The organism is Streptomyces sp. NPDC045955 (genome assembly GCF_056430805.1).
This window is the reverse complement of the sequence record NZ_JBWKKY010000002.1, coordinates 406,285-418,519: the sequence shown is the minus strand read 5'-3', so window position 1 is coordinate 418,519 and position 12,235 is coordinate 406,285. Positions and strand designations below refer to the sequence as shown.

Annotated in this window: 15 protein-coding genes and 2 pseudogenes; 9 read left to right on the top strand and 8 right to left on the bottom strand. The window is 71.6% G+C overall.

Translation table 11 applies throughout. The features are described 5' to 3' along the window. Positions 1 to 3: 3 nt before the first annotated feature. From AC07F0_RS05320 to AC07F0_RS05310, 3 genes and pseudogenes are all read right to left on the bottom strand, one after another. Positions 4 to 960: a GlxA family transcriptional regulator gene (locus AC07F0_RS05320; protein ID WP_478974483.1), complete on the bottom strand. Its 957-nt coding sequence runs from the start codon at positions 958 to 960 to the stop codon at positions 4 to 6. 129 nt (positions 961 to 1,089) lie between these two features. Then, positions 1,090 to 1,312: pseudogene (locus tag AC07F0_RS05315) on the bottom strand (nuclear transport factor 2 family protein); the annotation flags it as partial. A 53-nt stretch (positions 1,313 to 1,365) separates the two neighbouring features. Continuing rightward, positions 1,366 to 1,740 carry a hypothetical protein gene (locus tag AC07F0_RS05310; protein WP_478974480.1) on the bottom strand — a complete coding sequence of 125 codons (375 nt, stop codon included), beginning with the start codon at positions 1,738 to 1,740 and terminating at the stop codon, positions 1,366 to 1,368. A 250-nt stretch (positions 1,741 to 1,990) separates the two neighbouring features. Between AC07F0_RS05310 and AC07F0_RS05305 the strand changes: the two genes are divergently transcribed. The 8 genes from AC07F0_RS05305 to AC07F0_RS05270 all read left to right on the top strand — a co-directional run bounded on the left by AC07F0_RS05305 (position 1,991) and on the right by AC07F0_RS05270 (position 8,770). Then, a complete protein-coding gene (locus AC07F0_RS05305; RefSeq protein ID WP_478974477.1) occupies positions 1,991 to 2,821 on the top strand; it encodes a hypothetical protein in 831 nt (276 codons plus the stop codon). A gap of 65 nt (positions 2,822 to 2,886) precedes the next feature. Further along, positions 2,887 to 3,366, top strand: a complete 480-nt coding sequence (locus AC07F0_RS05300; protein WP_478974977.1) for a DUF5990 family protein — start codon at positions 2,887 to 2,889, stop codon at positions 3,364 to 3,366. A 272-nt stretch (positions 3,367 to 3,638) separates the two neighbouring features. Beyond that, positions 3,639 to 4,883, top strand: a complete 1,245-nt coding sequence (locus tag AC07F0_RS05295; protein ID WP_478974474.1) for a PP2C family protein-serine/threonine phosphatase — start codon at positions 3,639 to 3,641, stop codon at positions 4,881 to 4,883. Positions 4,884 to 5,298: 415 nt separating this feature from the next. Next, positions 5,299 to 5,502 carry a cold-shock protein gene (locus AC07F0_RS05290; RefSeq protein WP_004986771.1) on the top strand — a complete coding sequence of 68 codons (204 nt, stop codon included), beginning with the start codon at positions 5,299 to 5,301 and terminating at the stop codon, positions 5,500 to 5,502. A 198-nt stretch (positions 5,503 to 5,700) separates the two neighbouring features. Further along, positions 5,701 to 7,188: a DEAD/DEAH box helicase gene (locus AC07F0_RS05285; RefSeq protein WP_478974471.1), complete on the top strand. Its 1,488-nt coding sequence runs from the start codon at positions 5,701 to 5,703 to the stop codon at positions 7,186 to 7,188. A gap of 66 nt (positions 7,189 to 7,254) precedes the next feature. Further along, entirely contained in the window at positions 7,255 to 7,602 is a 348-nt protein-coding gene (locus AC07F0_RS05280; RefSeq protein WP_478974468.1) for a CBS domain-containing protein, read from the top strand. A 46-nt stretch (positions 7,603 to 7,648) separates the two neighbouring features. Continuing rightward, on the top strand, positions 7,649 to 7,960 hold the full coding sequence (locus AC07F0_RS05275) for an SCO5918 family protein (RefSeq protein WP_478974465.1): 312 nt from the start codon (positions 7,649 to 7,651) through the stop codon (positions 7,958 to 7,960). Positions 7,961 to 8,416: 456 nt separating this feature from the next. Next, positions 8,417 to 8,770, top strand: coding sequence for a MerR family transcriptional regulator (locus AC07F0_RS05270; RefSeq protein ID WP_436729132.1), 354 nt, complete (start codon positions 8,417 to 8,419; stop codon positions 8,768 to 8,770). A 102-nt stretch (positions 8,771 to 8,872) separates the two neighbouring features. Here the strand turns inward: AC07F0_RS05270 and AC07F0_RS05265 are convergent, their stop codons facing one another. The 3 genes from AC07F0_RS05265 to AC07F0_RS05255 form a co-directional block, all read right to left on the bottom strand. Then, complete coding sequence (locus AC07F0_RS05265) at positions 8,873 to 9,079, bottom strand: hypothetical protein (protein ID WP_478974462.1); 207 nt, start codon at positions 9,077 to 9,079, stop codon at positions 8,873 to 8,875. A gap of 5 nt (positions 9,080 to 9,084) precedes the next feature. After that, positions 9,085 to 9,681, bottom strand: coding sequence for a DUF5994 family protein (locus tag AC07F0_RS05260; RefSeq protein ID WP_478974459.1), 597 nt, complete (start codon positions 9,679 to 9,681; stop codon positions 9,085 to 9,087). Between the two features lie 114 nt (positions 9,682 to 9,795). Beyond that, positions 9,796 to 10,272, bottom strand: a complete 477-nt coding sequence (locus AC07F0_RS05255) for a DUF5994 family protein (protein ID WP_478974456.1) — start codon at positions 10,270 to 10,272, stop codon at positions 9,796 to 9,798. Positions 10,273 to 10,407: 135 nt separating this feature from the next. Here AC07F0_RS05255 and AC07F0_RS05250 point away from each other — a divergent pair, with 135 nt between their 5' ends. Further along, complete coding sequence (locus AC07F0_RS05250; protein ID WP_478974453.1) at positions 10,408 to 10,659, top strand: hypothetical protein; 252 nt, start codon at positions 10,408 to 10,410, stop codon at positions 10,657 to 10,659. A gap of 21 nt (positions 10,660 to 10,680) precedes the next feature. On the opposite strand, the gene AC07F0_RS05245 is transcribed toward AC07F0_RS05250, so the two are convergent. Further along, positions 10,681 to 11,079, bottom strand: coding sequence for a DUF5994 family protein (locus AC07F0_RS05245; protein WP_478974450.1), 399 nt, complete (start codon positions 11,077 to 11,079; stop codon positions 10,681 to 10,683). Between the two features lie 44 nt (positions 11,080 to 11,123). Next, a pseudogene (locus AC07F0_RS05240) lies at positions 11,124 to 12,169 on the bottom strand (acyl-CoA desaturase). Positions 12,170 to 12,235: the final 66 nt, after the last annotated feature.

Below are 12,235 nucleotides of genomic sequence, written 5' to 3'. Positions count from 1 at the left end.
GGGCTATTCGCCCCGGGTGAAGGTGCGCCGGTACTCGCTCGGCGTGGTGCCGAGGATGCGCTGGAAGTGCAGGCGCAGGTTGGCGCCGGTGCCGAGCCCGACGTCGGCGGCGATCTGCTCGACGCTGCGCTCGGAGCGCTCCAGCAGCTCGCGGGCCAGGTCGATCCTGGCGCGCATCACCCACTGCATCGGCGTGTAGCCGGTCTCCTCGACGAAGCGCCGGGAGAACGTGCGCGGCGAGACCCCCGCCTGCCGCGCCAGCAGGTCGAGGGTGAGGGGCTCGCCCAGCCTGTGCAGCGCCCACTCGCGGGTGGCGGCGAACCGCTCGCCGAGCGGCTCGGGGACGCTGCGCGGCACGTACTGGGCCTGGCCGCCGCTGCGGTAGGGAGCCGCGACCAGACGCCGGGCCGCGTGGTTGGACGCGGCGACTCCGAGGTCGCGGCGCAGGATGTGCAGGCACAGGTCGATGCCGGAGGCGGCGCCGGCCGAGGTGAGGACGCTGCCCTCGTCGACGAACAGCACGTTCTCGTCGACCTGGACGAGCGGATGCCTGGCCATGAGGGCCCGCGTGTAGTGCCAGTGCGTCGTGGCGCGCCTGCCGTCGAGCAGGCCCGTGGCGGCGAGCGCGAAGGCACCCGTCGAGATGGCGGCGAGCCGCGCGCCCCGGTCATGGGCGGCGATCAGTGCCTCGACGACGGCCTGCGGCGGGTCCTCGCGGTCCGGGAACCGGTAGCCGGGGACGAAGACGATGTCGGCCCAGGCAAGCGCGTCGAGGCCGTGGGCGACGTAGTACGCGAGGCCGTCGCCGCCGGTCACGAGACCGGGTGTCGCCCCGCACACCCGCACCTCGTACGGCATGCTCGCGCGGGTCGTGAACACCTGCGCGGGAATGCCGACGTCGAGCGGCTTCGCACCCTCGAGCACAAGGACGGCGACGCGATGCAGGCGGGGTGCGGGCACAGCTAGAGGTTACGTGGGCGTGCCCTCCGACAGGCCCACCGCCCGCCCGGGCGGACGATTCACAAGAGCGGCCGACATGGGGAGACACAGGCACGTTGGACACGGCCGTGCCACCCCACGGCGCTGTGCCTACCCCCGCACGGCGTCGGGGACGAGGGCGGTGTCGACGAACTGCTCGAAGCGGACGATGAGAGCGCCACGGACCACGAAGTGGTGGGCGACGCGCACGTCGATCGGCTTGCCGGTGGCCCAGTGGGCCGCGGTGTAGCGGGCGAGGACGACGACGTTCTCCCCGGTCGACGACATAGGTGTCGTCGTGCGCGGTCCAGCCGTCCCAGTCCTGGCCGAGTCGTGCGGCCCGGGCGCTCACGCCCCCGGAGGTTCAGTGACTCGGCGGCCGACGACTCAGCGGTCGATGTAGCTGAAGTCGCCCACGGTCCAGGCGCTGACGTCCTTGATCGCGACTCGGTACATACCGCCCGTCTCGGGGATGCCGAGGCTGCCCTGCAGGATCCGTGCGAGATGGAAGTGCAGGTGTGTGGGAGCCTCGCCGCGGCCGGGCCGGTTCTCGCCCGGGCCGTGAGCGAAGACATCGGCGAACGGGCCGAGCCGCTCCGAGTCCTTCAGGACGTCCGCCACCCGCTCGCGCCACACGGCCTCGGGCGCCAGCCGGCCGGTGATGACGGCGCCGCCGACGACCACGGTCAGTGACATCTGATTGCTTCGCTCGGACTCAACCGCGGCGGAGATGGCGACGAGCAGCTCATCAGGGTTCGACATAAGTGCACATCTTATTCAGCTGCCTCTCCGGGCACCCCCGCGGGCATGAAGAGACTGCGCCGAAGCCGCAGTGGTGAGCCCCGTGACGCAAGGCGGCGCGTCGGCGAACCGCCGTCCACAGCCGATGTGTTGCCGTGTCACGGCCGTGCCACGCCGGTGTCCTGAAGGCACGACGGGCGCGACCCGGGGGCTCCGGGGCTCCTCCTAGTCAGCACAGACCTGCTCCACCCCGACTCGGAAGGAACCTCCCGTGAAGAACCGCCACCTGCGCAAGGCCGTCGTCGCCACCGCCGCGATCACCGCCGGGCTGCTGATGACGGCATGCCAGAGCAGCACGGCCGACAGCTCGTCGGACAACAGCGCAACGGGCACGGCGACGGTCGCCGAGAAGGCTTCGGACGCCAGGAGCTCCACGAACTCGAGCGACGCCGAGACCTCGAAGGCCTCGAAGGCCTCGAAGGCCTCGAAGAACTCCAAGAAGTCCAAGAACTCGAAGGGCGTCAGCGGCTCGTTCAAGAACGGCAAGGTCACCTATCTCGCCCCGGGCAAGTACATCGTGTCCGTGCCGGGCAAGGGCGACCAGCAGTTCCTGGTCGCCGACGACACCGAGGTCTACGGCGCCGGCACGATATGCGGCGACGCCGGGTCCAAGGTGGACGCGCCCTGCACGCTGGGCCAGCTGGAGGCCGCCACGAAGAAGGCCGCCGTGAGCGCCGACGTGGAGATGACGAACGGCATCGCGACCCTGGTGACCGAGCGGCGCGCCGCCCAGCAGACCGTCATCGAGGGCATCAACAAGGGCAAGGGTGTCAACGGAACCTGGTTCGGCAACGTCTCCTACCTGGCGCCGGGCAAGTACACGGTCTCCGGCATGAAGGGCACCGAGCAGCAGTTCTTCGTCTCCGAGGACACCAGGATCTGGGGCTACGGCGACATCTGCGGTGACACGAACACGGGGGAGGGCGGCCAGGGCGGCACCGAGTGCACCGAGGCGGAACTGGAGACGGCCGCCAAGAAGGGCGTCAGCGCCGAGGTCGTCATCAGCAACGGCATCGCCACCACCATCCGCGACGACCACTGAGCCGCGGGAAGGGCCACGGCAAGGGTCACGGGAAGGGCCGGGACGATGGCGGGCGGATGAGCGCGATGATGGCCACCATGCACATCCGCATCGACGCCGTCGACCTGCCCGGCCTCACCGGCCCCGCCTCCGCCGACGGCCGGGTCCCCGCCTACGGCAACCTCCACGTCGCCGTGCAACGCCGCGACCGTCCGGCCGAACTCCTCGCGCCCCAGCCCGGCGACGCACCGTCCGCGACCTGGACCCTGGAGTGCACCACGAGCACCTCGCCGACCGGCACCGAGATCAAGGGCCCCTACGTGCAGGACCGACTGGGGCGGCGGTTCGTCTACCTGTCGTGGGGCACGGTCGACGACACGGGCACCTTCACGATGTTCCGCCGCGCCAAGCTCATGCTCGACGTCCTCCCAGCCGGCGTACTCGCCGCCGCGGCACGCGACGGACTACTGGTCGGACACCTCGGCCTGACCGACGCGCAGGGCGGGCCCCGGTGCGGACGCGTCGAGCCTCCGCACATCACGTGGACCGCCGGAGGCGCCGGCTAGGACACCGGCGTCGCGCCGGAGAGCACAGCCCCGTCCGAGCCGCGACGTTCGTGCCCGGCAGCCCAGAACGGCCCTCCCCGGAGTGCCTCGCAGGCCCGAGCCGCTTAGCGTCGTCTTCATGCCCCGCGCGGTCCGCGCCCACCGCGCCCCACCGTGCCGAGGCGATGGAGAGGCACCCTCGTGGCAGTCGTGATGACGTCGGCGGCGCTGCCTGACGCCCGCGTCGGCGAACAGAACGAGCAGACCAGACAGGGCGAAAAGGGCGAACAGCCATGACGTACGACGACGGACGCGAGCCCGGCAGGATCGGCGTGGACCGGTCCGAGGGGTTCGGCGAGCGGCTGCTGGGGGTGCTGCTGGACCGGGCCCACGAGATGCCGCCGGACCTGATCGCGCCGCTCGTCGCGGAAGAGGTGGCCAAGGTGGGAGGGCGGGAGGTCTCGATCCTCCTGCAGGACTACGAACAGGTGCTGCTCGTGCCGTTGCCGGGCCGCAGGCTGAAGGTCGGCGGCCCCGAACCGGTCGAGGGCTCCCCCGCCGGTGAGGCGTTCCTCAGCCGCAGAACGGTGGAGGCGGCGCAGGACGGCCGGGTGCGGATGTACCTGCCGCTGCTGGACGGCAGCGACCAGATCGGGGTGATGGCCGTCACCCTGGACAGGGTCGACGACGACGACCGGCGGTTGCTCCGCAGGCTGGCCGGTCTGGTCGCGGACATGATCGTCACCAAGGACGCCTACACCGACCGGTTCTTCCAGGCCCGCCGCAGCGCTCCGATGAGCGTGGCCGCGGAGATCCAGTGGTCGTTGCTGCCCCCGCTGTCGATGACCGTGCCGCAGGTCGAGGTGGCCGGAATCCTGGAGCCCGCCTACGACGTGGCCGGCGACAGCTTCGACTACGCCCTCAACGGCGACATCCTGCACGTCGCCATGCTCGACGCGATGGGTCACGGGCTGGACGCGGCGACCATGGCGACGGTGGCCGTCGGGGCGTACCGGCACACGCGACGGTCCCATACCGAGCTGTCGCAGGTGTACGCGTTCATGGACCGGGCCATCAACGAGCAGTTCGGTCCCGACCACTTCGTCACCGCGCAGATGATGGTGCTGAACATCGCCACGGGCCGAATGCAGTGGGTGAACGCCGGTCACCCGGCTCCGCTGCTGATCCGTGACCGTGCCGTGGTGGACCGGCTGGAGAGCCCGACCACGCTGCCGGTCGGCTTCGGCGGTGAGGAGCCGGTGGTCAGCGAGCGGATGCTGCGCCCCGGGGACCGGGTGCTGTGCTTCACCGACGGCCTGATCGAGGAGCACCAGGCCGGCGGGGACCAGTTCGGTGAGGAGCAGCTCATCGAATGGACCAACCGGATCCTGCGCGACCGCACCGAGGTCCGGGCGGTGGTGCGGGCGCTCTCGCACGCCCTGAAGGACGAACGCGGCGGCACGACGAGCGACGACGCGACCATCTTCCTCGTCGAGTGGCGCGGCGGCGACGCCGACCACCTCGCCACCCTCGACTGACGCCGGCCGTGCCGGCCGCCCCGTCACTCGTATGCCGATGTGACCTTCCTCGCGATCGTGGGGTCCCGGCACGTCCGCCCGCGTCCCCCGCGCTGCGGGCGACGGCCGCGGCGCAGGGGTCAACGGAGGAGGTCATGGCGCTGCGGGCGGAGGCGGCGGCAGGAACAGTGCAGCCCCACGAAGCCAATATCTGTTTTTGCGAGATGAGAAATTGGCGCGGCCCCCGGCGAGTATTCCTCGATCGCCGGACGGGGCGGAAATAGTGCTCCGTACAGGGCCGGTCGCGCCATGCTACTGTCGATCTCAGTTGCAGGTGTGGTTGCCAGAAGGTTCATTTTCCTACGGGGTAATCAGCACGGCGACGCGGAATCCGCACAGGGCGAATTCCGAACATCGTCTCCGAAGGAGAATTAACATGGCTACTGGCACCGTGAAGTGGTTCAACGCGGAAAAGGGCTTCGGCTTCATCGAGCAGGACGGCGGCGGCGCCGACGTCTTCGCCCACTACTCGAACATCGCTGCCCAGGGCTTCCGCGAGCTGCTGGAAGGCCAGAAGGTGTCCTTCGACATCGCCCAGGGCCAGAAGGGCCCGACGGCCGAGAACATCGTTCCCGCCTGACATCACGGCAGCAACGCATATTTCGCAGCTGGGGCCCGCACCTTGGGGTGCGGGCCCCAGCTCGCTGCTTTTCAGGGCGCGTGACAAGAACGCCGCGCCCACCCTCTCAGGCTCGTTCTCGCGATTCTCTGCGCCGTTCGTTTTGCTGCGGAAATTCCTTGATACGTGCCTACCAGCTCACATCGAGGAAGGTTCCGCTTGAACCGCGCACGCACCACCCGCACGCCCCGCACCTACGACCGCTCCCGGGGCGCTGCCACCAAGGGCTCGGGGGCGCCGCGGCGCTCCAAGGGCTACGACCGCCGGCCGGCCGCTCCCCAGGGGGAGTTCGCGCTGCCGGTGACGACCACGCCGGCGCTGCCCGCCGTCGAGGCGTTCGCCGACCTCGCCCTGCCGGCGCCGCTGCTGGCCGCGCTCGGCCACGAGGGCGTGACCGTGCCGTTCCCCATCCAGGGGGCGACCCTGCCGAACTCGCTCGCCGGACGTGACGTCCTCGGCCGCGGCCGTACCGGGTCGGGCAAGACCCTCGCCTTCGGCCTCGCGCTGCTGGCCCGCACCGCCGGCCGGCGCGCGGCCCCCCGGCAGCCGCTCGCCCTGGTCCTCGTCCCCACCCGCGAGCTCGCCCAGCAGGTGACCGACGCGCTCACCCCGTACGCCCGCTCGGTGCGGCTGAAGCTGGCCACCGTGGTCGGCGGCATGTCGATCGGCAGGCAGGCGGGGGCCCTGCGGTCCGGTGCGGAGGTCGTCGTAGCGACGCCGGGGCGGCTGAAGGACCTCATCGACCGCGGCGACTGCCGGCTGGACGACGTCGCCATCACCGTCCTCGACGAGGCCGACCAGATGGCCGACATGGGCTTCATGCCCCAGGTCACGGCCCTGCTCGACCAGGTGCGCCCCGAGGGACAGCGGATGCTCTTCTCGGCCACGCTGGACCGCAACGTCGACCGCCTGGTCCGCACCTACCTGACGGACCCCGTGGTCCACTCCGTCGACCCGTCCGCGGGTGCGGTCACCACGATGGAGCACCACGTGCTGCACGTGCACGAAGCGGACAAGCACCGCACGACGACCGAGATCGCGGCGCGGGACGGCCGGGTGATCATGTTCCTGGACACCAAGCGCGCCGTGGACCGGCTGACCGAACACCTGCTGAACAACGGCGTGCGCGCCGCGGCTCTGCACGGCGGCAAGTCCCAGCCCCAGCGCACCCGGACCCTCGCCCAGTTCAAGACCGGCCATGTGACGGTGCTGGTGGCGACCAACGTCGCGGCCCGCGGCATCCACGTCGACAACCTCGACCTGGTCGTCAACGTGGACCCGCCCACCGACCACAAGGACTACCTGCACCGCGGCGGCCGTACCGCCCGTGCCGGCGAGTCCGGCAGCGTCGTCACCCTCGTGACACCCGGCCAGCGCCGCGGCATGACCCGGCTGATGGCCTCGGCCGCCATCACACCCCAGGTCACGCCGGTGCGTTCGGGTGAAGCGGAGCTGAGCCGGATCACGGGCGCCCAGACCCCGTCCGGTGTCCCGGTCGTCATCACCGCGCCGGCCCCGGCACATCCCCGCCGTGGCACGTCCTCCGGAGCCCCCTCCTCCCGCGGCCGCCGCCCCTCGCGGGGGCGCCCCACCGGGCAGGCGGGGCGGCGCACCGCGCAGCGGCCCGCCTACAACCCGGCGGCCTAGTGACATCGACCGGCAGTCGGACCCGGCAGTCGGGCCAGTAGCTCACCCATCTCCGAGGAGGCAGCTTTGACACCGGTTCAGACGCAGCACCGGCAGGCGGACACCTGCTCCGTGACCGTGAGCGACGGCATCGACGGATCCGGCCCCCGGGTCCGGGACGACATGACCGTCGAGGTTGCCCTGTCCGTCATGGCCAGTGCCCGGGTCGACCACCTCCTGCTGTGCGACGCGGACGACCAGTGCACGGGCTCGGTGACCCGGGCCGAACTCGCCGTGCACCGCGGCAGCGCCACGTACACGGACCGGACCCGGCTGCGGGACGTCCTCGGCGGACCGTTCGCCTCGCCCGTCCCCCGGATCGGTGCCCTGCGGGAGCACGACCGGAACCCGGGCGTCCTCGCCCTCTCCAGCTGATCCGCCCCGCCCGGTCAGCCCGTCCTCCTTCTCCCTGAGGGGCATCATGCGCTGTGTCATCGCCCGGTACCCGTTCGACCTGACCAAGAACGGGGTGCTGGCCTCCATGAAGGGCGTCACGCCCGAACTCGTCACGGGTGAGTCCGTGACCATCGGCCGCCGCCGCTACCCCGTCAAGCAGGTGGGGCAGGTCCTCACCCGGCAGGACCCCCGCGACTTCACCGCCGCCGAGGTCGTACGGGCCATGACCCGCCTCGGCTTCACCTGCCATGCCCACCCCGAGGCCGCGCCCGTGCGCGTCGCCACCCCGCTCCAGACCGCGTCGGCACTGCTCGGCGCCGCACCCCTGGACGCATGACGACGGGCGGACCACCGCCCACCCCGATCCCGATGAGGGCCCTGCCGACGCGCGTCGGCAGGGCCCTCGTCGTCGTCTCGCCCCCTTGCGGGCCACCGGCAATGTGCGCCTCCAGCGAACGAAAATCTACTCTTGTCAGAGTAGACATTGAGCTCCAGCGCAGTTAGCCTTCTTCTCGTTGACACGGATCACTGATCGAAGAAGGACGGAGGAGCAGACGCCATCAGGATCGCCCGGCCCGAGCAGCGCTCGGCCGGGTACCGCAAGACCCCGGATTGGAAGGTGGTCCCCGGTCACGCAGCCGCGATCCCCGCACCCCCCCTCCTGCAGGGCCGGTAGCGGAAACAGAAGGTCGGCGCAGCATTAGGGCCGACAGATGGTGTTCAATTTCCTTCGGGGCCCTGGTGCCGTACGGCACCAGGGCCCCTCGACGCGTGCGCTGCACTACGAGGTGACATGACAGCAGATACCCCGCTCAGCGATCGTCTGGACGACGACGACTACCCCGCGTACACGATGGGGCGGGCCGCCGAGATGCTCGGCACCACCCCGGCCTTCCTCCGGGCCATCGGTGAGGCCCGTCTGATCACTCCGCTGCGCTCGGAGGGCGGACACCGCCGGTACTCCCGCTACCAGCTGCGCATCGCCGCGCGCGCCCGCGAGCTCGTCGACCGGGGCACCCCGATCGAGGCAGCCTGCCGCATCGTCATCCTCGAGGACCAGCTCGAGGAGGCCCAGCGCATCAACGCCGAGTACCGCCGCCGCGCCGGGCACGACACGCCCGAAGGTTCCGTGGCCGACGCCGGTTGATCATCCGGGCACGGTTCCACACTGAGCTGGTGGCCCCATGAACCCGACGCGACGCTCGCCGTGGTGGCGGACCGCGTCGGCTTCGCCAACGCCCAGAGGGTGTCAGACGCGCCGTCGGGTGCGGCGCCGGGGGAACCGGCCGCGGGTCTTGCGCCGAGCCGCTGGAGCCGGTCCCGCGACAGGCAGACCGGAGCGGCGGTAGTGGAAGGCTGCGATGCGGTCGTCGTGCTGGGAGTTCAGCTGGTGGATGAGGAACACGCCGAGGACGATCATCCCCAGGATCGCGGCCACGGTCACGAATGTCTCCACGGTTCTCACCTTCCCATCGGCTGCGGCGGCACCGCGGCGGTCACGGCCGGGGCCCGCGGACGTGCGGCCGGCTGGCGGGCCTCGTGTCCTCCTTCGGAGTCCCAGACCGCCTCGACGGCCCGGTCGGCCTCGTACGCCGTCCGCGAGCGCGTCTCCTCCGCCATCAACCGGCTCGCGGTCGACGTGCCGAGTGGGTCGCTCGCGGCGGCCATCAGCCGGGCGGCCGAGTCGGGCGTCGTCTCCGGCGGGATCACCAGGAGGTTCCAGCGGCCCACGTGGTACGAGAGCAGCAGCAGTTCGTGCGCGTCCTGCTCGGGCAGGAACCAGCCCACCTTCACCACGTGCCCGGCGACGGGCACCTTGCGGGGTACGACCGGCCAGTGGGTGGGATTCACCGTGACCCGGATGATCCGCCCCCACAGCGGATCCAGTACGGCGGTGAGGGAGGGGAGTTCCGTCGCGAGATCGCGCGAACGGGGCCACCACGCGCCGTCCAGCAGGGCCGGTACGGGACCGACGGGAGCGAGCGACAGACGCGGAGAGGACGAGGAGAGCCGGTCATCGGCTTCGGCTGTCAGCGGGTGGGAAATGGTCGCAGTCATGACGCGAACCCTGCCCCGGGCCGACCGTGACCGGCCCGGCATATTCAATCGCCGAAAACGACACGAGCTTGGAAGCCGGTGCGCGGAATGCCCTCGGTTCCTCCACCGTACTCCTCAGTCCGCCCGCTCGGTGCCCGTCTCGATGAGGATCTGTTCGGCCTGTGCCACGCTGCCGGCGCGGACGGCCTCGGCCATGGCGGCGCGCGCGGCGTCGGGCGTCGCGTGCGGCGGAACCACGAGGAGGGAGAAGAGGTCCTGCCCGCCCCGGGTGATGAGGACGGTGTCGTCGCCGACCGCCGACGAGTCGATGTGGACGACACGCCCGTCGACGGTCATCCGCGTCGGCAGCTCTTCCCAGGCACCGGCGTCCAAACCGACACGGGTGACGGGACCGAGGTGTTCGGTCAGTGCGGTGATCAGGCCGGGGAGCTCGACGGCGATGTCGCGGGAGCGCGGCCACCACGCACCGTCGAGCACGCCCTGCCGGTCGTGTGTCGTCTCCAGCCGTACGACGGCCGTGCCGGGCCGCACGGCCTGGTGGACGGCGTCCGGCAGGAGCCTGGTCACACGCGGAGAGTCGGAGTCGGACATCGCTCTCGCCTGCCTGCCTGCCGGTAATCCGGAAACCGAGCGGCTTCCTCGTTTCACGGTACTCTCGGGCCGCCGGCGCCCGGAGATCCCGGAGCAGAGTCAGAGATCCGGCCCTCATCGAACTCCGAGGTCGCCATGCAGTCCACGGAACCATCCTCGGACGGGCACGCCGAGGTCCGCATCGTCGCCGCCTCGCCCGAGGTCGCCCGTCGGGTCGCGGAGATCCTCCGCCACTGCTTCGCCGCCACCGAACAGCGCAGCTACCCCGCGGGCCCGGACGGAGGAACCCGCCTCGACCTCACCGTGGACACCACCCGCCCGGCAGAACCCGCACGGTCGTGGCTGGAGACCAGCCGGCCCATGGAGGACAGCCACCACCGGACGTGAGCCGGTGCCCGGCGGGTGCGGTCACGCGTGGCCGCTCGCGGCGGCCGCCATCAGCGGTTCCGCGGCCTCCTCGGTCGCGTCCGGCGGCACGACCAGCAGGTCCCAGCGGCCCCGGCCGGGGGCGAGCAGGACGGCGGTGTGCGGGGCGGACGCCGCGAGGGCTCTGTGCAGTCCCACGACCTGGTTGCAGACGAGCATCCGGCCCGGTCCCGTGGACCACGTCGCGCCGTTGACGGTGACGCTGGTGATGTGACCCCACGCCCGGGGCAACCCGGCGAGCAGCGACGGGAGTTCCGCGAGCAGGTCGTAGGAGCGGGGCCACCACGCCCCGTCGATGGGCCGGGGCATGGCGCTGCGGGGTGCGAGACGCAGCCGGAGGACCGGGTGGGAGGGGAGCGGGGGCTGTGGCGGGGCGGTCATGAGGGCTCCTGCCGACGGGTCATGAGGGGGGCGGACGGGCGGTGTCAGACACGTCGGGCCGCGACCCGTTCCGCGGTCGGCCAGCGCACGTCGTGCACCCAGCCGAGGCGTTCGAGGAGACGGCTGACGGCGGCGGAGGGGTCGACCTGGCCGCGGTCGACGCCGTGGCGGGCGCTGGTGGGGTCGGCGTGGTGGAGGTTGTGCCAGCTCTCCCCGAACGAGAGCAGGGCGAGCGGCCACAGGTTGGTGGCCCGGTCGTGGCGGCGGGGTGCGGAACGGGCGCTCACCGATCAGGTGGCAGAGGGAGTTCATGCTCCAGGTGACGTGGTGGAGCAGCGCGATGCGCACGAGTCCCGCCCACAGCAGGGCCGTCACGCCGTACAGCCAGGTGCCGCCGATGGCCCAGCCCAGCCCGAACGGCAGGGCGAGCGTGAGGACGGACAGGGCTGGGAAGGCGCGGGCCACGATGGGGGTACCTCCCGCACGAGCGAAGTCGAGAGTGGGGGAGGATGTCGCGGTCGGCGAGGAGGTCGGGGGCGTAGCGGTCGGCGGGTGTGCGGTCGTTGCGGAACAGCCAGCCGACGTGCGCGTGCAGCAGCCCGCGCAACTGGCCGCGCAGATGCGTGCCGTAGCGGTACGGGGAGTGCGGGTCCCCCGGCCGGTCGGTGAGGGCGTGGTGGCGGCGGTGGGTGGCGACCCAGCCGATGACGTCGCCCTGGAAGCTCATCCGCCCCGCCACCGCGAGTGCGATGCGCAGGGGGCGGTTGGCCCGGTAGCCGCCGTGGGTGAGGCCGCGGTGGAAGGCGACGGTGACGCCGAGCCCCGTGATCGTGTACAGGACGAGGGCGATCACGATGTCGGCGGGATGGATGAGGCTCCCCCACAGCAGCCAGCCGGCGAGACCGATCGCCACGAACGGCAGCACGACGATCATGCCCGTGACCGCGACGTACAGCCGCTCACCGCCGTCGCGGGCGGGCGCCGGGCCGTCCGGCGGGAAGGGGGACGTTCCGTCGTAACCCTGGGGCGACGGGGCGGGATCCGGCGGCGGGACCGCCCGGGGCGTGGTCGGGCTGTGCGGCGATGGCATGTGTGGCTCCTCGGCCTGTGTGCGGATGCGCGGCCGGGGTCACGGGCTGCCCATGCGAGGACGGAT